The sequence below is a fragment of the Pseudoalteromonas sp. McH1-42 genome, assembly GCF_022347845.1.
Classification (GTDB): Bacteria; Pseudomonadota; Gammaproteobacteria; order Enterobacterales; family Alteromonadaceae; genus Pseudoalteromonas; species Pseudoalteromonas rubra_D.
This window is the reverse complement of sequence record NZ_JAKRFU010000010.1, coordinates 41,521-62,339: the sequence shown is the minus strand read 5'-3', so window position 1 is coordinate 62,339 and position 20,819 is coordinate 41,521. Positions and strand designations below refer to the sequence as shown.

General features: G+C 48.1%; 19 protein-coding genes. 10 read left to right on the top strand and 9 right to left on the bottom strand.

Annotated elements, in window-relative coordinates; genetic code table 11:
• Positions 1-7: 7 nt before the first annotated feature.
• From MHN31_RS10085 to zapB, 5 genes are read right to left on the bottom strand one after another with little or no spacing between them, the layout of a single operon-like run.
• On the bottom strand, positions 8-502 hold the full coding sequence (locus tag MHN31_RS10085) for a peptidylprolyl isomerase (protein WP_138536783.1): 495 nt from the start codon (positions 500-502) through the stop codon (positions 8-10).
• A 41-nt stretch (positions 503-543) separates the two neighbouring features.
• Positions 544-2,037: a transglycosylase SLT domain-containing protein gene (locus MHN31_RS10080; RefSeq protein WP_239444212.1), complete on the bottom strand. Its 1,494-nt coding sequence runs from the start codon at positions 2,035-2,037 to the stop codon at positions 544-546.
• A 49-nt stretch (positions 2,038-2,086) separates the two neighbouring features.
• Positions 2,087-3,055: a hypothetical protein gene (locus MHN31_RS10075; protein WP_239444211.1), complete on the bottom strand. Its 969-nt coding sequence runs from the start codon at positions 3,053-3,055 to the stop codon at positions 2,087-2,089.
• Positions 3,056-3,343 carry a cell division protein ZapA gene (locus MHN31_RS10070; protein WP_125558356.1) on the bottom strand — a complete coding sequence of 96 codons (288 nt, stop codon included), beginning with the start codon at positions 3,341-3,343 and terminating at the stop codon, positions 3,056-3,058.
• Complete coding sequence (gene zapB, locus MHN31_RS10065; protein ID WP_010383296.1) at positions 3,343-3,570, bottom strand: cell division protein ZapB; 228 nt, start codon at positions 3,568-3,570, stop codon at positions 3,343-3,345. The genes MHN31_RS10070 and zapB overlap by 1 nt, the downstream gene beginning before the upstream one ends.
• Positions 3,571-3,793: 223 nt before the next feature.
• Here zapB and rlmJ point away from each other — a divergent pair, with 223 nt between their 5' ends.
• The gene (gene rlmJ, locus MHN31_RS10060) at positions 3,794-4,630 is read left to right on the top strand and encodes a 23S rRNA (adenine(2030)-N(6))-methyltransferase RlmJ (protein WP_239444210.1); all 837 of its coding nucleotides are present in this window, start codon (positions 3,794-3,796) and stop codon (positions 4,628-4,630) included.
• Positions 4,631-4,633: 3 nt separating this feature from the next.
• On the opposite strand, the gene MHN31_RS10055 is transcribed toward rlmJ, so the two are convergent.
• Complete coding sequence (locus MHN31_RS10055) at positions 4,634-5,437, bottom strand: transporter substrate-binding domain-containing protein (protein WP_239444209.1); 804 nt, start codon at positions 5,435-5,437, stop codon at positions 4,634-4,636.
• Between the two features lie 149 nt (positions 5,438-5,586).
• Between MHN31_RS10055 and MHN31_RS10050 the strand changes: the two genes are divergently transcribed.
• The gene (locus tag MHN31_RS10050) at positions 5,587-6,864 is read left to right on the top strand and encodes an HDOD domain-containing protein (protein WP_125558350.1); all 1,278 of its coding nucleotides are present in this window, start codon (positions 5,587-5,589) and stop codon (positions 6,862-6,864) included.
• A 25-nt stretch (positions 6,865-6,889) separates the two neighbouring features.
• Here the strand turns inward: MHN31_RS10050 and MHN31_RS10045 are convergent, their stop codons facing one another.
• The 3 genes from MHN31_RS10045 to MHN31_RS10035 all read right to left on the bottom strand — a co-directional run bounded on the left by MHN31_RS10045 (position 6,890) and on the right by MHN31_RS10035 (position 11,188).
• A complete protein-coding gene (locus tag MHN31_RS10045) occupies positions 6,890-8,377 on the bottom strand; it encodes an exopolyphosphatase (RefSeq protein ID WP_239444208.1) in 1,488 nt (495 codons plus the stop codon).
• 10 nt (positions 8,378-8,387) lie between these two features.
• Positions 8,388-10,475: a polyphosphate kinase 1 gene (gene ppk1, locus MHN31_RS10040; RefSeq protein ID WP_125558346.1), complete on the bottom strand. Its 2,088-nt coding sequence runs from the start codon at positions 10,473-10,475 to the stop codon at positions 8,388-8,390.
• Between the two features lie 209 nt (positions 10,476-10,684).
• Positions 10,685-11,188 (bottom strand): ACT domain-containing protein, encoded by a 504-nt coding sequence (locus tag MHN31_RS10035; RefSeq protein ID WP_239444207.1) that lies wholly within the window; start codon positions 11,186-11,188, stop codon positions 10,685-10,687.
• Between the two features lie 455 nt (positions 11,189-11,643).
• On the opposite strand from MHN31_RS10035, the gene MHN31_RS10030 reads away from it, so the two are divergent.
• The 8 genes from MHN31_RS10030 (at position 11,644) to MHN31_RS09995 (ending at position 20,729) form a co-directional block, all read left to right on the top strand.
• The gene (locus tag MHN31_RS10030) at positions 11,644-13,878 is read left to right on the top strand and encodes an ABC transporter permease subunit (protein WP_239444206.1); all 2,235 of its coding nucleotides are present in this window, start codon (positions 11,644-11,646) and stop codon (positions 13,876-13,878) included.
• Positions 13,879-13,893: 15 nt separating this feature from the next.
• Positions 13,894-15,543 carry a phosphate ABC transporter permease PstA gene (pstA, locus tag MHN31_RS10025; protein WP_125558341.1) on the top strand — a complete coding sequence of 550 codons (1,650 nt, stop codon included), beginning with the start codon at positions 13,894-13,896 and terminating at the stop codon, positions 15,541-15,543.
• Between the two features lie 29 nt (positions 15,544-15,572).
• Positions 15,573-16,400 (top strand): phosphate ABC transporter ATP-binding protein PstB, encoded by an 828-nt coding sequence (gene pstB / locus MHN31_RS10020; protein ID WP_010383287.1) that lies wholly within the window; start codon positions 15,573-15,575, stop codon positions 16,398-16,400.
• Between the two features lie 82 nt (positions 16,401-16,482).
• Positions 16,483-17,184: a phosphate signaling complex protein PhoU gene (gene phoU / locus MHN31_RS10015; RefSeq protein WP_125558340.1), complete on the top strand. Its 702-nt coding sequence runs from the start codon at positions 16,483-16,485 to the stop codon at positions 17,182-17,184.
• A 94-nt stretch (positions 17,185-17,278) separates the two neighbouring features.
• The gene (locus tag MHN31_RS10010; protein ID WP_164517484.1) at positions 17,279-17,431 is read left to right on the top strand and encodes a hypothetical protein; all 153 of its coding nucleotides are present in this window, start codon (positions 17,279-17,281) and stop codon (positions 17,429-17,431) included.
• A gap of 303 nt (positions 17,432-17,734) precedes the next feature.
• Entirely contained in the window at positions 17,735-18,412 is a 678-nt protein-coding gene (locus MHN31_RS10005; protein ID WP_010383283.1) for a TIGR00153 family protein, read from the top strand.
• 50 nt (positions 18,413-18,462) lie between these two features.
• Positions 18,463-19,731, top strand: coding sequence for an inorganic phosphate transporter (locus MHN31_RS10000; RefSeq protein WP_125558338.1), 1,269 nt, complete (start codon positions 18,463-18,465; stop codon positions 19,729-19,731).
• A gap of 77 nt (positions 19,732-19,808) precedes the next feature.
• Positions 19,809-20,729: a hydrogen peroxide-inducible genes activator gene (locus MHN31_RS09995; RefSeq protein WP_125558336.1), complete on the top strand. Its 921-nt coding sequence runs from the start codon at positions 19,809-19,811 to the stop codon at positions 20,727-20,729.
• The last annotated feature ends 90 nt before the right edge of the window (positions 20,730-20,819 follow it).

Below are 20,819 nucleotides of genomic sequence, written 5' to 3'. Positions count from 1 at the left end.
GTATTCCTTAATGGTTGTGACCGCAACCGCCTTCGGCATGCGCATGACCATGTGAGACTTCCTCGGCTGTTGCTTCGCGCACAGACAGAATCTCAATGTCGAATGTCAGTGTTTTGCCGGCAAACGGGTGGTTCAGATCGCAATCTGCATTGAAGCGGCCCACTTTGATGATTTGTACCTGGTGACGACCCTGATTTGATTCAACGATCGCTGTCATACCTGGCTTCCAGACTTTGTTGTTGCCCAGACCTTGCAGGTGTTTGATTGGGATACGCTGAGTCAGGCCTTCTTGATATTCGCCATAGGCGTCTTTTGGCTCCAGCGTCAGGGTCAGTTTATCGCCCGCGGCTTTGCCTTCTAACCCAGCTTCCAGCCCCGGCAACATGCCTTCGGCGCCGTGCAGGTAGACCAGTGCGTCTTGTCCGGTGCTGGTTTCCAGTTGCTCATCTGCTTCGCTCAGCGTGTAGTGGAACTCAACCACCGTATTTTTTGCGATCTGCATAGTAATCTCTTTATTTTCGTAGTGTTGTAGTGACAGGCATTCTACGGATCGCGTTTCGGCTTGACCAGTGTTTTTAACTCATCCAGATAATCTTTAGAACCGTCAGCCTCCGCACCTGTTGATGGTGTCGAGGCTGTTTCGACCGGTAAGTGCAGGATCAATGTATCGCCGGGAGATAGTAAACTTTGCGTGGTTAGTTTATTCCAGTCGAGCAGATCTTTCATCGGTACCTGGTACTGACGGCTGACAGCCCACAAAGAGTCGCCATCCTGGATCACGTGATGCTTTTCATAGGTTGCCACTTTTGCGGGTCGTTGCTGCTGCAAGTAGGGGCTGATCTCATAATCTACCGTAAGGTCGTCTTTCGCATGGGCTCTGTGAATAAGGAGTATTTCGCCAACCTGGATCAGGTCCCGGGTTTTGTTATTGAGTTGTTTAAGCTGTGCCACATTGGTGTTGTGGCGTCTGGCGATGCCATACAAGGTATCATTGAGCTTAACCTGATAGTGGGTGCTGAACTGGCGACGATAGAAGTCAGTGGCAAACAATTGTTGTTGATCCATGGGTAACAGGACCTTAAATGGGCCCTTGACCGGGCTTTGATGGCGTAGGTATCCGGGATTGAGCTGATGTAACCGTTGCTTATCAATATTGAGCAGACCGGCAAGAATGCCAAAATTAAATGGCTGTCCGACATCCAGTACCGTTGTTTGTGCCTGGTTCGCCAAACTAGGGCGTTGTAGCCCAGTCTGGGGGTGTTGCAACAGGTAGCTCAGTGCCAATAGCTTGGGGACATAGTCGGCAGTTTCTCTGGGTAACTTCAGGTGCCAGAAGTGGCTACTGCGATTGTGCTTCTGATTATAGCGAATGGCAGCTTTGACGCGCCCCTCGCCACTATTATAGGCCGCCAGTGCATGTAACCAGTTGCCATTAAATCTTTGTCGCAGATACTGCAAATAGTCGAGTGCAGCGTCCGTCGCAGCCAATACGTCCTGACGGCCATCATACCAATCATTGCTTTGTAACCCGAAGTGATAAGCGGTGGCATCGACCAACTGCCAGACACCGACAGCCCCTTGAGAGGATCGTGCAGTCGGTCGAAAGTCACTTTCTACAAAGGGCAATAAAGCGAGCTCCATAGGTAACTTACGCTGTTCGACTTTCTTCACTATGTGGTAGAGATAAGGTGCAGCTCGTTCATTAACACTTAACAGATAATTAGGTTGTGACAGGTACCATTCTACGCGTTTTTGCAATCGCGCATTCGGTGAGATATCAAAGCTCAGATTTGCCGCGATGTATTGCCACAACTCCTGATACGTTTGTGGCTGTTCAGTGACCGCCGGTAGCGGCGGTGAAGTTTCCGGTGGTGTTGTGACAGCAGGTGGTGTTGCCTGGGCTGGTTGACTCAATACCTCAGTGATCTCAGTTGGGGTTGCGCGCTGAGGTGCAGTGCTGAGACATGCCGTCAGCACCATTGAGCATAATACGATGACACCGCAGCGTAACGGACTAAATACGCGCCACCAAGACATAGAAAAACCGGTCTGAAATTCTCATAAGCTTCACTATACTGGCTGTCGATTATTTATTCAAAGCCTTCTTGTGACTGAGTACTTTGAACGCTTGAGTAAAATGTTGCGCCAGTTGCGCTTCGTTGTAGGGTTGGTTCTGGTACAGGGTGACGACGCGTTTTGGCATCTGCGTATTGCTCCGGGTCAGCTGTTGCTGTGCCAGATCCATAAATGTGATCGGCAATTCCAGCTGTTCGGCTTGATAGGGCTTACCAAATGCGGGCATGACCCAATTTAGTGCTGGTGTGTTTTTGAGTGCTTGTAAACTGCGTTGCCAGGTGGTGTTGCGCACGTAGGGAAGCAGATTTGCACTGTGCCCGGCAAAAAGTGCGCCGTGCTGTGCAATAAAGACACTCAGATCATGGCCGCTTTGGCCCTGAAATTGGGTTAGCTGGAGTGTCAGGCCTCCGAGCTTTAGCTCACGGGGTTGCACCGCTGGGTTTGTCACAGCGATACTGTGGAGTGTTTGCCAGCGGGTCAGTCGTTGCTTGGCCAGTGTCACGCGCTTTTGCCACGGAGCCTGTTGCTCAGCAGGGAGTTTACTGAGCCGCTGTTCACTGAGTTCAATGCTTTTTGCAAAGTTGGCAAGCTGTGTATCGAGTGCTGTTCGCATTGTGTGATCATTCAATTGCGGGGCGTCTGGCAGGTGGACACTGGCATCAGGAAAGGCCTGTTTTAGCAAAGCTAGCCCGGTAAGCTGGTGCGGTTCGCTTGACGTTGCAATGAGGTGACATAGCGGAGTGGTAAGGCGCGTTTTGAGCTGATTGATCAGTTGTTCCAGTGCAACAAAATCGCCGTGGCTGTCAATTAAGGCACTACAGGTCTTGCCTTTGATTAAAGCTATATTGGGTAAAATATAGCGTGCTTTTGCCTGAGGAGCGATTAGCGTGACCTGTGGGGAAACAGTGTGCCAACTGGCGGCGATGACGGGAGGCGTCAGTGTTAACAGGAGAATGAAAACAGAGAGCAGGCGAAACACCTAGTTGCTCTCTACTTGGTTACTGATACGTTGCGTGAGTTGCAGCAGCGTTTGCTGGGCTTGTTGGGTATCACTTTGCAGTGCTAGCAACTCATGGCAAAGGTGCAAGGCAGCAAGCAACAGAGCGTTGTGATCGCTGCGCACGGTGTCGCGTTGACGCATTTCGTCAACCCTGCCATTTAGCAGGTCAACGGCGTCAATCAGCGCTTGTTGTTGTCCTGGTGTACAGGAAAACTGGTGGCTTTTTCCCAGCAGGGTAACGGTGACCTGTTCGGGCGACTCTGACATTAGCCTGCCTGACTAGCACTCTGTAATTTTTCTAGCAGCCCACTTAGCGTTGAGCTGGTTTCTTTTTGTTTTTCTTCGCTTTCTAGTACTTCTAGCTGAAGCGTCTCATTTTCGTCAATTAGCTTGCTATTTTGTTCTTTCAGTGAGTTTACCTGTTCGGTCAATGTATTGTTTTGTGCAATAAGTTGATCAATCAGTTGCTCGAGTTGAGGGAGAATTTCTTTCATATTAAATGCGCTCATTATCACTGTGTTTATGTCATGCAAATGTAAAGCAAAGTGGGCTGCAAAGCTAGTGATTAGGGTAGGTTATGCTGATTTTTGTCTCGTTTTGAGCGATAATAACAATTACTAACTATTTTGTTCATTTATGGTTCAGCTATAGAGGCAACAACGGGCCTCTCTGAGCGCATACACGATGAACAATGCCCACCTAAATTAGGAACGGATAATGCTCAGTTATCGACATTCATTTCATGCAGGTAACCCTGCTGATGTCATTAAACATCTGGTACTGGCACAAGTGCTGGAGTACATGACGCGCAAAGACAAGCCTTTTGACTATATAGATACGCATTCAGGTGCCGGGTTGTTTGAGCTGGCGGCCAAAGATGCGCAAAAGACACAAGAGTATTTACAGGGCATTGCCAAGTTGTGGTCGTATGCTGGCCAGGTCGATGCCATTCGCGGTTATGTGGATGTTGTTAAGTCGCTGAACAAAGACACACTGGCGTATTATCCTGGCTCTCCAAAAGTAGCTGAGCAGTTTCTGCGCAAACAGGATAAAGGTTGGTTTTTCGAGCTGCACCCGCAGGATCTTAAGCTGCTGGAAAAAAACACCGGGCATAAGCGTTCTTTGCGTGTTAAAGGCGAAGATGGCTTTAAGGGCTTAATGGGGTTAGTGCCACCGCAATCTCGCCGTGCCTGTGTCCTGATGGACCCGCCTTATGAAATAAAGTCGGATTATGAAGTGGCTGCTCGTTCAATCATCAAAGCGCACAAACGTTTTGCGTCAGGCACTTATATGATTTGGTATCCTGTGGTGGAGCGTGCCCGGATCGATCAGATGGAGCAAACCCTGATTGGATCTGGGGTGCGAAATATTCAGCTGTTTGAATTGGCTACGGAAGCAGATACTGAGGAACGGGGTATGACGGCGTCGGGCATGATAGTCATCAACCCACCCTGGACCCTCAAAGCGACGATGGATGAAGTGCTGCCTGAGCTCGTTCAGCATTTGTCTTCAGAAACGGGGTTTTTCCGCAGCGAACAGCTGGTGGCTGAATAATCCTTACTCGTTGCCCGGTGCCTGCGCGGTGGAAACATGTTGCAGGTAACCGGTTTCGATTTGGGTGATTTGCCCGCTGTCGCGCAATGTCTGGATCGCTTGGTTGAGAACAGGTAAGAGGTGCGCATGTTCAGCGCGCAGGCGAATGTGCAAGGTGCCATGTGAGTGCAATTGGTTAAAGTGCAGCGCCACATTGTCCTGAGCAGACCAATATTGGGCAGGCAGATCACCCAGGATGGCGATATCGATCCGTCCTTTGTTTAGCGCTTGTATCAGAGCGCGCTCAGATTCAAAGTCAACTCGGACAAACTCATCGTCGTCATGGTAATAATAACCTCGTACTGTCCCCACCATTCGACCCGACAAATTGCTTAACGAGGGGGCGGGGGCGCGTGTCACCACATATTCACGAATGGGGAGCATGGCGTCAGAAAAGACAAACCGCGGATCAGTGAGCTGTGAGGCTTTCAACCAGGCTGGGCTGATCAGGTCAAAGTCTATTTTGCCTGATTCCAGGTAGCGGTTAGTGCGCTTTGCGGGTAAGACAATATTTTCGCCTTCAATTGCCGACTGTGTGAGGATCCGTGCCACTAAATCAGGCAGTATGCCAGGGTGCTGTGGGTTGTTGGTGAAGTAAGGGTAGAAGGTGCCAGAGCCACTGATACTGTATTTTAAGGTTACAGCTTCGCGCGCGGTGGGGGGGGGAGTGCCCTGGTCAACAGGCGCAGCGATGACGCCCTGGCTAGATAAAAGCCACGAAGTAAGTAAAAGCAGGATGCAAAAAGGCGAAATAAGTGTAAAACTCATAAGACCTATGATAGTAAAAGAGAGGCTGTCCCGGCAACTGCCTGATGCACAGTTTCATGATACCCCAAGTAGTGAGGAAATAGTTTGCTCAGGGGCGTGAGTTTTCATATGCTGGGACAATGGAAGCCTTTAAAGTACAAGAGTTAAGGATGTTAATGAGCGGTCATATTGCCAAGTCAAAAAAAGACGCGGTGCAATATATTGCACGCCAGGCCATTTTCAATCGTGAACAGAGCGTGGCTGCCTATGAATTGTTGTATCGGGACTCACATAATAATGCCTTTCCAATCGGGGTCAGTGATGGCCAGGCGACAGGACGGTTGTTTTTTAACTCTCTGCTTTTCATTGGTGTAGAACGGCTTGCCGCAGGTGTGCCTGCATTTATCAACTTGTCTGATGAAACTTTGCTTCAGGAGCTTCCTAAGTTACTTCGGCCTCAAGGGCTCGTGATTGAAATCGTTGAACGTTCAACCAATCTCGATGAGTTGGTGATGACAGTCACTAAACTGAAAAAGTTAGGATATCGCTTTGCGTTAGATGATTACGACGGTGACGAGCGCTGGGAAGTCTTATTGCCTCTGATGGATTACATCAAAATCGAAGTACTTGAGCCGGTGATTAAAACCACCATGATGCTGAAAAAGCTTAAGCGACGTTTTCCCACCACCAAAGTGATTGTTGAGCGTATTGAAACCCTAGAGCACTACAGCTTTATCAAAAGTGCCGGGGCTGATTACTTTCAGGGCTTCTTCTTTGCTGTGCCTGAAATGCTCAATCATGGTAATGTCGAGCCCTCTAAAATGGTGGTGCTTGATTTATTGCGTTGTACGGCCAAAAAATCCCTGTGCTTCAAAGAAATCCAACAGAGAATTGCCAAAGATCTCAGCCTGACAGCGCGGGTGCTAAAGCTGGCCAATGCCAAAGCCGGAGAAGATAAAATCGAGATCCGCTCAATTGCGCAGGCAGTTGTCTATTTGGGTGAGGATGCGATCCGTCAGTTCGTAAAGGTACTGGCCTTAAGTGAGCTAGGGGCAGATAAGCCCAGTGAACTGACTAAGCTAGGGCTGGCACGGGCGAAGTTTCTTGAACAATTCTTGCTGCCAGGCGGCGATGAAATGGCACAACAAGGCTATCTGATTGGCTTGATGTCAGTGCTCGATGCGGTGCTGGATGTTGAGTTGTCGGTTATTGTCGATGAGTTTTCACTGGATCCAGACCTCAGCAGTGCGTTATTGAGCTACAAAGGCTTGATAGGGGGAGCATTACGCCTGGCGATTGAAGTTGAGCGCAATAATATTCAGGAAGCTGAGCTGATCCTTAATGCGATCCGCCCGGCGTCCAGTCTTGAACTCCTCTTCTCACTGGCGCTGGACAGCCGGGTCTATGCCGATGAAATTTACGCTGTTGTAAAAGAAGACGTCGCCTGAGCCCGCAGAGCGGGCTTAGAGCTGGTTAGCCCACGGAGGGGAACATTAGCGTCATATTGAGGGTTTTCCAATAGGCTTGCTCTTGTTGAAGATCAGCCACAAACAGGGAATGTTGGGCGAGCCAGTCAGGCTCGAATGTAAGTAGTAAGCTGTCGTCCATCGCCTCGAGTGTGAATTTGGCAACCTGATCGATTTGTCGTTTTTGGTGCACCAGGATAGCCAGTCGCAGCAAGGTAAGCAGCCGGGCGAAATGGGTCAGATCGGCCTCGACCATGGCGGACAGTTCAGTGCGTTTAATTTTCTTACGATGAAAACGGATCAGGGTGCCCAGCAGCTGCTGTTGCTCCTGAGTAAAACCGGGTAGTTGTGCGTTGAGCACGATGTAAGCGCTGTGTTTGTGGATCCCCGAAGAGTTAATCGCTAAACCCACTTCGTGTAATCTGGCGGCCCAGCGCAGCACTTGCAGGTCGAATTCACTGAGTGCCCAGCTCTGGCGCACCATGTCGACCATCTGATTAAGTGTCTCGCAGATATGTTCAGCATGTTGCTTATCAACGGCATAATGGTCACCGACTGCACTGATGGTGCGGGTGCGAATATCAAACTCATCATTTTGCGCCATCTCCTGTAACAGACCTTCACGCAATGAGTTATCGCAATAGGTTAGCTCGTCAATATTGAGCTGTCTGAATGCCCCGATCAGAATCGACAAACCGCCGGCAATGCTGGCATAACGCTCCTCGGGTAACGCTTTAAGGTTGAGTGTATGAGGTGAGTCGGCCTCAATCAGGCGTTGTTTTATCTGCTCCAGCACAGCCAGGGTCAGGGTATCCTGCGCAAATAACTCCTGGGCAATGGCACACAAGGTTTTGATTGTGCCGGAGGTGCCAATACAGGTTTGCCAACCGGCTTTACGGTAGCTGGCAGAGATGGCCTCAATGTTTTGTTCAGCTTTAATTTCGGCTTTGGCAAAGCGTTTTGCTGTCATTTTCAGGTCTTGAAAGTACCCGTTACTGAGCGTGACGCAGCCGATATTACGACTGGTGAGTAATTTGTGATCCAGGTGTTTGCCAATGATAAGCTCAGTGCTGCCACCACCAATGTCAATGACCAGGCGGTTATCTTCACTATGAATGTGGTTCGCTACACCCTGATAGATAAGACGGGCCTCTTCCTGACCAGAAATGACGTTGATTTTAAAAGGAAATACTTTTTTTGCTCGGGCCAGAAAATCGCGAATATTGCGACAATTGCGCAGCGTATAGGTCGCGACAACCTGTACGCTGTGCTTATCAAAATCCTGTAAAGTGGCAGCAAATTGTTGCAGTACATGCAGCGCCCGCTCAATGGCTTCTTCGCTTAAGTTGAACTGTTCGTCCAGACCGGCGGCCAGAAACACACGTTGCTTTTCTTTGTGCAACAATTGCAGACGACCATCGACCTCCCGCGCGACGACTAAATGAAAACTGTTCGAGCCTAAATCAACGGCCGCGATGGAAGGGTATGTGGTCATAAAGCTGCCCTTATGTATTGGATTGATTACTTTCCCACTTTTTCAGATGGTCATAGATAGCTATCTGGGAGCGGATCTTCTTCTTATTACCGCGACGAACATAGAGATTCTTCTGTTCGCTGTCAATGATCCGAGCTTTGGCCCTGTCTTTGAATTGCAGCTCGAGAATATCGATGATCAGTTGCTTGAGTGATTCATCATAGATAGGCGCACCGACTTCAACCCGGTGATCCAGATTGCGGGTCATCCAGTCGGCAGAAGAAATGTAGACCTGCGGATCACCTGCATTTTCGAAGACCATCACCCTGGGATGCTCTAAAAAGCGGTCGACAATACTGATCACTTTGATGTTCTCACTAAAGCGGGGTAACCCGGGTACCAGGGCACACATGCCGCGAATGATCATGCGGACTTTTACGCCGGCCATTGACGCATTGTACAAGGCGTCGATGAGCTCTTTGTCTACCAGGTTATTCACCTTGACGGTGATCTTGGCTGTTTTACCTGCCTGAGCGTTTTTGCTTTCCTGATTAATCAAAGTCAGAATTTTCTCTCGCGCGTTGAGCGGAGAAATCATCAGGTGCTTAAAATTAAAGGGTCGGTAGCTGCTCTCGATAAACTTGAACACGTCGTCACACTCATCACAGATCTCCGGGTGTTTTGTGAATAAGCTGAAGTCGGTGTAAATTCGTGCTGTTTTTTCATGGAAGTTACCGGTTCCGATGTGGGCGTATTTAACTATCTGGCCCTTTTCTTTGCGGTGTACCACGCACAGTTTACTGTGTACTTTCAGTGCCGGGATCCCCACCATGACCTTGATGCCATAGTCGCTGAGCATTTTCGCCCATTCAATGTTGTTTTGTTCATCAAAGCGGGCTTTGAGCTCAACCATCACGGTGACTTTTTTTCCGTTTTTGGCTGCATTGATCAGCGAAGACATCAATCTTGAGCGAGACGCGACACGGTAAATATTGACCTTAATCTGAGTCACTTTGGGATCAAAGGCGGCCTGGCGCACATATTCAAGCATGTGATTGAAAGTGTGGTAGGGGTAATAAAGCAAAATATCTTGTTTTGAGATAGCCCGGAAGATGCTTTGGTGTGCGTTGAAGGCTTCACTTTGTAGCGGTGGCAGTGGTTTATTTTCCAGATAGCCACGGCCGACGTTAGGAAAGCCGATGAAATCGCGGAAGTTCCGGTACGGGCCGCCCGGGATCAGGGCGTCCTGACTGGTTACGCCAAGGCGCTTTTTCATCACTTTCAGTATTTCTTCTGGCATCGCTTCGTCATAGGTCAGGCGCACAGGCTCGGCATATAAGCGCTGTTTGAGACCCTTCGACATTTTATCCAGCAGACCTTCTTCAATTTCGTCGTCGAGGTTGTATTCGGCATCCCGGGTCAGTTTTATCTCATAGCCTTCAATGCTGTCAAAACTGAGAAAGTTCCTGAATACTTCGTGGAGGTAGAAGCGTACGACTTCATCAAGCATGACAATGGTTTTGTGGCGACGGGTTTTCTCCGGCGGTAACAGAATAAAGCGTTCCAGACGATCAGTGGGCAGCTCAAGCAGAGCATGATGTTGCTTATCACCGCGCATTTCGACAAACAAATAGGTCAGGGCGTCATTGATGTGATCTGAGTAATCTTTGTTCTCGCTAAGCAAAATAGGGCACATATGCTGTAGCACTTGATCCTGAAAATACTTAGCCAGCCATTGCTGGTGAAAATCCGACAGCTCAGCAGGCTTTTTGATATGAATGTTGTGCTCATTCAGGTCAATCAGGATCTGATCGTAAATGTGTGAGAACTTCTTGCCCAGTTCCAGTACTTTCTTGTTCATCTGGTTAAGTAGCGCTTCGTCTTCGTCAAAGTCCGCTTCGGGCAGGTTACTTAATAAGATACGACGTTTTACATCGGCAACACGGACACGGAAGAATTCATCTAAGTTATTGGAAAATATCCCCAAGAATCTGATCCGTTCAATAATTGGATTGCTTTTGTCTTTGGCTTCTTGAAGCACACGTTCGTTAAAAGAGAGCCAGCTCAGCTCCTTGGCAAAGTAGCTGATGGTAATGGGATCGTTAGATAATGCCTGCATCTTTCTGTCCATGGTAATTTAAAGCTGCGCGTAGAATATGTCGGTAGTGTGACACTTATATGACATGCGCTGTCATGTCACCAAATTATCAACAAAGTGTAGACTACTCTGTCTGGTTTGCTTTGTTTGATATCAAAGTGTCTGTACATTGAAAGAACATAGGTAGAATGACCGGTAAGGCACCGTAACGACCTTACCGGATAACGCTATTAAGGTTGTTCAACATCCACGATCAGATCGCTGGTGATCGCCTCAAGCGCTTCGACAACGTTGTCTTTTAGCATCCCTGCAGGCAGGCTGACGGTGGCAAATGCGCTAAATATCGGTACTCCCCAATTTGGTGCGCTTTGTTGTTTAGAATTAAGGTGGGTAATATTCGCCCCCTTATGACGGATCACCGCTGCCAGCTCCTGTACAATGCCAGGTCTGTCATTACCTGTGATCACCAGGTTGAGTGTTTCCGGCTCTATGCTGTCGGTTTGCTCGCCATTGGCAATCCGCACTTCCAGCTCCGGAATATCAAGTACGGCGTCTTGTAGCTCTTGCAAGTGCTCCTCTGCTACTTCAACCTGTACTATCCCTGCAAACTGTCCGGCGAAGTGGCTTAGGTTACTGGTTAGCCAGTTACCGTGATGGTTAAGAATGGTTGAGGAAACCCTTTCAACGAGACCTGGTTGGTCCTTGCCTATAAGTGTTAGTACTAACTGCTTCATATCACATGTCTCTTATTATTGGTGGCTCGGTATCTAAGCCCTGAATGAAAGCGAATAATCGCTCTATAAGCCTAGTAAATGAAACTTATTTGTCTACTTCCGATAATGGATACAATGTAAAAAATTGCAAAAATCACCGGTGTCACTGTAATCCAGACCTTACTTGGGGTGTTAAGTTCCTTTGACAGCACGCAATATCATTATTTCCCGGCTGTCGGTATGCGGTGTCTTTCTTTGTATGTGGGAGATTTTTTTCGAGGCAATATCGGTACTTTGGTGTAAAGTTGGGAACGGTTTGTCCGTGGTTTGAAGCGGTCAAGCTGAGAAAATACGCCAAGGACAGTACAGAATTACGGCCAGTCTGTAAAAGCGGGCAGACTTGGGTTGAGGTGTAACACAACTGTCATCTTGATGAAATATAATGCGCCGCAGTTTGATTATGAAAGGGTATTTTGATGACTTCCAATCCGCAAAAACCATCCTTTAAAACGGATAGAAGCCGTCTCTTAAAGGACCGCTTTGCCCAGTTTGGCATTACCTCAGGTGGGGTAATGGTATTGGTCGCTTTGCTATTGATATTCTTCTATTTGCTTTATGTTGTTCAGCCTATTTTCGAATCCGCTAAGGTCGAAAAACGGGTTGATATTGCATTGTCTGCCGAGAAGCGCTACTTCGCGCTGGGTGTAGAAGAGCAAACAGAGATTGCGTATCTGCTGGACAACACCGGTCAGGTTGATTTTTATCAGGTAAAGGGCGACAACACGGGCTCGCTGCTGAGCACTTTGCACACACAGCTTGATGGCCAGATCACCAGCTTTGCGAAAAGTGCACCATTTCTAGGTCAGTATGCATACGGCCTGGACAACGGTGAGGTGCAAATCCTTAAGCCCAATTTTGTGGTTACTTTCCCGGGTAATCAGCGTGTGATGAAGCCACGTCTGGGTTATCCGCTGGATGGCCAACAATTGTTGGTTGATGAGCAGCGTCAGGCGCTGAAAAAGTTTGCCTTCAGTCATTACGAAGACAAAACTGCCGTGGTTGCACTGACAGCCGACAAGCGCGTGATCTTCGCGTCGTTTGCGGCTGAAGAAAATATGTTCTCGGGTGAAATGGAATGGCAGGTAACGCGTACTGAATTACCTATTGAAGGTCGCATTGACGACCTGCTTATTTCGCCAGACACAACACGTACTTTTGTACGTTCTGCAAATCAGATTTATATCTTTGACACTCGCTTTGCGGACGATATCAAGCAATTCCAGTTATTGGCAGCTAACGAAGAAAATGCCAACCTGGTCAGCATGGCGTTGCTGGCAGGTGCCAACTCGCTGATGCTGGCAAACGACAATGGCGAAGTGTCGCAATGGTTTGAAGTGAACACGGACGATGGTCGTGAGTTTGCCAAAATTCGTGCTTTTGAAAGCGATAAGAGTAAGCACATGAGAGTACACAGTGAGTTCTATCGCCGTACTTTCTTTACCACCACAGAACAAGGTGAGCTGGGCGTTTACTACACCACCAGTGAAGCCGAGCTGTGGCGCGGTAAGGTGGCTGAGCAGGCCATTGATGCCTTCGCGATTTCACCGCGAGCCAATGCAGCGTTATTGCTGACGGGCAATCGGGTGAGCGTATTTGAGATCCACAATGAGCACCCGGAAGTGACCTGGTCGGCATTGTGGCAGGAAGTTTGGTACGAAGGTTACCCGGAGCCGGCGTATACCTGGCAGTCTACATCTGCCAGTGATGACTTTGAATCCAAATTCTCATTAGTACCAATTTCGTTCGGTACGATTAAGGCAGCGTTCTACGCTATGCTGTTTGCGGTTCCGATTGCCCTGTCTGCGGCGATTTATACTGCTTACTTTATGTCGAGTGAGTTGCGCCGTGTGGTAAAGCCAACGGTTGAAATCATGGAAGCACTGCCTACCGTTATTCTGGGTTTCCTGGCAGGTCTGTGGTTAGCACCGCTGATTGAAAGCCACTTACCAGCGATTGTTGCTCTATTGCTATTACTACCATTGGCCATTCTGGGTACGGCGCTGGGTTGGACTAAGCTGCCGAAAGCCATTCGCCACTTTGTGCCCGATGGCTGGCACTCAATCTTGCTGATCCCGGTCGTTTTGCTGGTTGGCTGGTTATCATTTGCCATGAGCGACGTGATTGAAGGATGGATGTTCGGTGGTAACGTACGTCAGTATCTGACCAACGAACTGGGCCTGACCTTTGACCAGCGTAACTCTCTGGTTGTAGGTATTGCGATGGGCTTTGCGGTTATCCCGACGATTTTCTCAATTGCTGAAGATGCGGTATTTAGCGTGCCTAAACACCTGTCTAATGGTTCACTCGCACTGGGTGCAACTCAATGGCAAACCCTGGTTCGTGTAGTCCTGCTGACAGCCAGCCCAGGCATCTTCTCGGCGGTGATGATGGGACTTGGTCGTGCCGTGGGTGAAACCATGATTGTACTGATGGCGACGGGTAATACACCGATTATGGATTGGAGTATCTTCCAGGGGATGCGTACTTTGGCGGCGAACATTGCGGTAGAAATGCCTGAATCGGAAGTTGGCAGTTCACACTATCGGATCCTGTTCCTGGCAGCCTTTGTATTGTTTATTTTTACTTTCGTATTTAACACGATGGCTGAATTTGTACGTCAGCAGCTGCGTGAAAAATATAGCTCAATGTAACTGGAGTGAGATGACATGGTAAGACAGTGGTTTAAGTCAGGATCTCCGTGGATCTGGATGACAGGTGGTGCGGTCAGCATCAGTTTGATCTCGGTACTGGGTCTGCTTGCAATGATTGCGTGGAAAGGTTTGAGCTTTTTCTGGCCTTCCGAAGTAGTGGAAATGCACCTGCAAGGCTCGGTTCAGAAACAAACCGTCATTGGTGAAATCTACGACAGAGAGTTAGTGCCTAAATCTCGACTGGAAGCAACTGGCCTGGATTTTTCTAATCACCCAGGAGAGTACATCGAGCGTTTATTGGTAAAAACGGGTAACCGTGAGTACGTTGAGTTGGATTTCCGTTGGATCTTGTCCACCGATATCCAAAGCCAGTCTAAGCCGGCGCAGATAGCAGTCTTTGAGCGTACTAAAAATGGTAACTTCTACGGCTACGTTGAGCGTGTTATTCGCGACGGTCAGGTTGTCACTGATAACCCGGTAGAAGCGCTGGAAGAGATGGTTGAACGTGCTGTTGATCTGAACGATGAAGCACTTGACCTGCAAAACGGCGAGATTGGTCACATTAACTATGAACTGGAGCGTTTACGTCTTAAAGAGCGTGCTTATCAGTTGGATAATGAACTGACGCCTGAAATCATCGCTGATCTGGAAGCACAACGTGCAGCCTTACGTGATGAATATAAAGTACTGGAAAAAACGTTATTTGAACTGCGTAACGGTGCAAAGCGTGACGAAGTGGTTGTCCGTGACATGCGTGGTGAGGAAGTGACACTACCTTTATATCAGGTATTAGACTTCTGGTTCCCGAATGACATGGGCTTCTTTGCAAAAGTAGGCCATTATATGTCGCAGATTGGTAAATTCATCAGCGATGACCCACGCGAAGCGAATACTGAAGGCGGGGTATTCCCGGCCATCTTTGGTACTGTGTTTATGGTTATGCTGATGGCGGTAATTGTGACCCCATTTGGTGTTGTTGCTGCGATTTACCTACACGAATATGCTGCGAAAAATGCTGTGACTAAAATGATCCGCATTGCGGTGATCAACCTGGCAGGTGTTCCGTCTATCGTATACGGTGTATTCGGTTTAGGTTTCTTCGTTTATATGCTGGGTGGCTCACTTGATGCTCTGTTTTACCCAGAAGCCGCACCGAGTCCGGTATTTGGTACGCCAGGCGTGATTTGGTCAGCACTGACACTGGCAATCCTGACGCTGCCTGTGGTGATTGTATCGACCGAAGAAGGCTTGTCCCGTATTCCAAGCACAGTGCGTCATGGTTCGCTGGCACTGGGCGCGACCAAAGCCGAGACCTTATGGCGTATTATTATTCCTATGGCCAGCCCGGCAATTATGACCGGTCTGATCCTGGCGGTTGCCCGAGCAGCCGGTGAGGTTGCACCGCTGATGCTGGTGGGTGTGGTGAAAATGGCACCGACCTTGCCGCTGGATGGTAACTTCCCGTATATTCACCTTGACCGGAAGTTTATGCACCTGGGTTTCCATATTTATGATGTGGGCTTCCAGAGCCCGAACGTAGAAGCGGCACGTCCTTTGGTTTATGCGACCGCCTTCTTACTGGTAACCGTGATCATTGCACTGAACATCACTGCAATTGGGATCCGTAACCACCTACGTGAAAAATTCAGAGCTTTAGAGCACTAATAGTAAAGTATTTAAATAGGTAAACATTTATGATTACAGTAGCGCCACAGGTAAATAATGCAGATACCAGCAAAAAGTTGGATCTGGAAAACTTGAGCCCGGAACTAACCGCGTTAGAGATCAAAAACCTTGACCTTTACTATGGTGACAAACAGGCTCTGAGCAATATCAACATGTTGATCCCACGCGGTCAGGTAACAGCGTTTATCGGCCCGTCGGGTTGTGGTAAATCGACGCTATTGCGTTGTATTAACCGCATGAATGACCTGGTCGACACGTGTCGTATTGAGGGAGAAATTAATCTCAACGGCACCAACATTTATGACAAAAGTGTTGATGTAGCGGCTCTGCGTCGTAATGTTGGTATGGTATTCCAGCGTCCAAACCCATTCCCTAAGTCTATTTACGAGAACGTGGTTTACGGTCTACGCTTACAGGGTGTAAAAGACAAACGTAAGCTAGATGAAGTGGTGGAGCGCTCACTGCGTGGTGCTGCTTTATGGGATGAAGTAAAAGATCGTTTGCACGACAGTGCATTTGGTTTGTCGGGTGGTCAGCAGCAGCGTCTGGTTATTGCACGCTCAATTGCGATTGAGCCAGAGGTATTATTGCTGGATGAGCCAACCTCGGCACTAGACCCTATCTCAACTTTGGTTATTGAAGAGCTGATCAACGACCTGAAAGAAAAGTACACCGTGGTGATCGTTACTCACAACATGCAGCAGGCAGCGCGGGTATCCGATCAAACAGCCTTTATGTACATGGGTGAACTGATCGAATATTCAGATACTAATACTCTGTTTACAACACCGACCAAGAAGAAAACCGAAGACTATATTACCGGTCGTTATGGTTAATTCATCGGGCTCAGCAAAGCGCTGAGTCAGCGCCTCCACAAGGAGGCGCCTATGCCGTGTTGAAACAAATTAGGAACTGACTATGGAACATAATATTAATAAGCATATCTCTGGCCGCTTTAACGAAGAGCTGGAGAACGTTCGTAACCATGTACTGAGTATGGGCGGACTGGTTGAACAACAGCTAAATTTGGCCCTCGATGCAGTGAGCCATTGTGATGAAAATAAGGCCCGCAAAGTCAGCGAAAACGACTATCAGGTGAATGCCATGGAAGTGAGCATTGACGAAGAATGTACTCGCATTATTGCTAAGCGTCAGCCGGCGGCCAGTGACTTACGATTGGTTGTTGCCATTGCAAAAACCATTGCTGATCTGGAGCGTATTGGTGATGAAGCAGAACGCATTGCGAAAGTAGCACTGGACTCTTTCACGAAAGATCAGCAGGACTTGCTGGTGAATGTTGAAAACATGGGTCGTTTGGTTTCTCAGATGCTACATGATGTGCTGGATGCATTTGCCAGAATGGATGCGCAGCGGGCATTTGAGGTACATAAAGAAGACGCTAAAGTTGACCGTGAATATGAAGCACTTACGCGTCAGATCATGACCTATATGATGGAAGACCCGCGTTCAATTCCAAAAATTATGGACCTGATCTGGTCAGTTCGCTCACTCGAGCGCATCGGTGATCGTTGTCAGAATATTGCAGAATATGTAATTTATTTCGTTAATGGCAAAGATATTCGCCATACTTCTCAGGAAGACATTGAAAAGTCACTGTAGTACTAAAAATAAGCAAGTACCAATAGTCGACACTGTGTTGTTTTTTATTTATAACTGTTTGTGAGCAAAAAGTGATCAATAGAAGGAATGAACTATGAAACTAGCTCTGAACAAAAAAAGTATGAAACAACTTGCGATGAAAAGTAAGTCACTCAATGACAAAATGACGCCCCAGATTGCAGGGGGAGTCGGGCCCATGCATACGGAGTTAACTTGCTATCAGGATTGTTTTGTAAAGGAAGTATGATCTGGTGCGGGCATGAACATGAGCGAGCTATATGCTCGCTTTGTTCGAGTTAATTCCGCCCAGGCTTGCTCATACGTTACAAAATTATCCTATCTCGTTAGGGGATTTATCTGACTATTTTTTCTATGTTTATTGTAGAGTTAAGCAAACAGAAGGTTGCTGTCTTCGCGTGACAACCTTACAGTTTGTTAAACGTGATTGTGCCGTTAATCAGAACTTCACACGAAAAAGCGTTCACAATTTGGCTTAATACTGTAAAATTGCGCCCTGCACATGCATATTAATATGATTTAAGGGTCAGTTATGCCTAGTAATGCATTTTTAGGAGTGTTCGCAAAGTCTCCTATTAAGCCGATTGAAGAGCACATAAAGATCGTCCATCAAGCCAGTGAAACCTTGATCCCGTTCTTTAATCATGCCTTCAAAGGGGAATGGACCGAGGCCGATGCGCTTCGTGTGCAGATCCGTAACCTGGAAAGAGAAGCAGATACATTAAAACGTGAAGTGCGCCTGCACTTGCCACGTGGTCTGTTTATGCCAGTAGAACGTACAGATTTACTGGAACTCATTACCCACCAAGACAAGATCGCCAACAAAGCCAAAGACATCGCTGGACGTGTAATTGGTCGTGAACTGGAGATCCCTGAATCAATTCAAGCCGATTTTTTGGCGTATCTGACACGCTGTGTTGATGCGACAAAACAAGCCTCAGAAGCCATTAACGAATTCGATGAACTACTGGAAACCGGTTTCCGTGGTCGCGAAGTTGCACTGGTCGAAAAAATGCTCGTTGAACTGGATGCCATCGAGGAAGATACCGATGAGATGCAGATCCGTATTCGTATGGGATTACGCAGCATTGAAAGTGAACTCAATCCAATTGATGTGATGTTCTTATACAAGATCATCGAGTGGGTTGGTGAGCTGGCAGACATTGCTGAGCGCGTAGGTTCACGACTGGAGCTGATGCTGGCGCGTTAAGCGTGCACCATCTGCCCTCACACAATTAGTTAAGAATTAAAGGTTTTACAATGGATATCATTGCATCCTATGGCACGCTATTGATTATTATAGCGGCCGCAGTTGGTTTCTTTATGGCCTATGGTATTGGTGCGAACGACGTAGCCAATGCAATGGGTACATCGGTTGGTTCTAAAGCACTGACCATCAAGCAGGCGATCATCATCGCGATGATTTTTGAATTTGCCGGTGCCTACCTGGCCGGTGGTGAGGTAACGTCAACGATCCGTAAGGGGATCATCGATTCAACCCCATTTATGGACGTACCTGAACTGATGGTACTGGGCATGATTTCGGCCCTGTTTGCCGCTGGTACCTGGTTATTATTGGCTTCAATGCTAGGCTGGCCGGTCTCGACCACGCACTCTATCATTGGTGCCATCATAGGTTTTGCGCTCGTCGCTGTGGGCAGCGAAGCCATTCAGTGGGGTAAAGTCGCAGGTATCGTGGGCAGCTGGATTGTCACCCCGGCCATTTCTGGCTTTATTGCGTACCTTATCTTTATGAGTGCGCAGAAGCTGATTTTCGATACAGATAAACCGCTTGAGAACGCGAAGCGCTTTGTGCCTGTGTATATGGGTCTGGCTGGTTTCGTGATGTCACTGGTGACGATTAAAAAAGGCCTGAAGCACATCGGTGTTGATCTGGGTGCTGTAGAAGGGTATGCGCTGGCTATCGGTATTGCAGTGATTGTTGGCTTGATTGGTAAAATGGCCATCAACCGTCTGAAAATCGACCCGAATGCGGATAAACAAATGCACTTCAACAACGTTGAAAAAGTGTTTGCTATCCTGATGGTATTAACGGCATGTTGTATGGCGTTTGCGCATGGTTCGAATGATGTTGCCAACGCGATTGGTCCTTTGGCTGCGGTGGTAAACATCGTGGAGCACAATGGTGAAATTGCCAAGAAGGCTGCATTGGCGTGGTGGATCTTGCCTCTGGGTGGTCTCGGCATCGTAGTCGGTCTGGCTGTATTGGGTAAAAAAGTAATTAAAACCATTGGTGAAGGCATCACGCACCTGACGCCAAGCCGAGGTTTCGCTGCTGAACTTGCTGCTGCGTCGACCGTAGTGATTGCATCGGGCACGGGCCTGCCAATCTCAACCACGCAAACGCTGGTTGGTGCGGTACTGGGTGTTGGTATGGCACGCGGTATTGCCGCGCTAAACATGGGTGTGATCAGAAACATTGTGGTTTCGTGGGTTATCACATTGCCAGTTGGCGCTGCCCTTGCTATTGTTATATTCTACATTCTGAGAAGCGCGTTCGGCGTTTAACAGAAAGGACAGACTTTTAGCTTGAAAAGATCTCAATGCCTTTGGTGTTGGGGTCTTTTTATTTGTGGGTATAAAAAGTGAATAACTTACCAAGCATTAAACAGTTACAGTATCTAATTGCCGTACATCAGCACCAGCATTTTGGTCGTGCTGCGGAAGCTTGTTTTATTGGCCAGTCAACCCTGAGCAGTGCCATTCAGAATCTGGAAGAAACCCTGGGATGCCAACTGATAGAGCGTGAAAACCGCAGCCTGATGTTTACGGATGTGGGCGAAGAGGTCGTTGAGCGTGCTAAGCGCATCATTGGTGACACCATCAGTGTGGTGGAATTGACCAAGAGCTTTAAACACCCGCTATCGGGCAAACTGGTTTTAGGGATTATTCCTACCATTGCTAGTTTTATTGCCGCGCCCTTATATCGCTTTTGTAAAGATGCTTTCCCTGAATTGCAACTGGTTTTGGTAGAGGATACCAGTGACCGCTTACTCGACAAGTTGGAGCAGGGGCATATCGATATGGGCATGCTGGCACTGCCCTACCGGACAGAGAAATTTCATACTCAAGTGATAGCCCGGGACCATTTCTCTTTGGTACGTCACCTGGACTACCAGGTACCTGAGCAGCTGGATGATTTTAATGTGTTGCCTGAGCAAAGTGTCTTTTTGCTGGAGCGGGAACACTGCATGACCGATCATGCGCTCAGTGCGTGTCACCTTAATCGTAGTGCGTGTATCAACCCGTTTGAAGCTGCCAATCTGCATACCTTGTTGAGTATGGTGGAATATCAAAATGGCGTGACCTTTTTGCCACAGATGGCACTCAACGCCGGGATCCTGGATGGTAAGCCAATGGTCGCGACGGCGCCGCAACCAGATGCCTATCGAGAGATTGGCTTGTTATGGCGCAAGACCACCGGACGGATCCGTGATTTTCGATTGTTCAGTGACAAAGCGGGCGAGTTTGTAGCGCAGCATTGCAGTGAGACGAACAACCGATAATATTACCAATTTCACTTAATACCTTGTTCGATTTGAAGGAGCTAATAAGACGGTAACGGCGTTAAAAATTTCTCATTTAGAACCTTATAC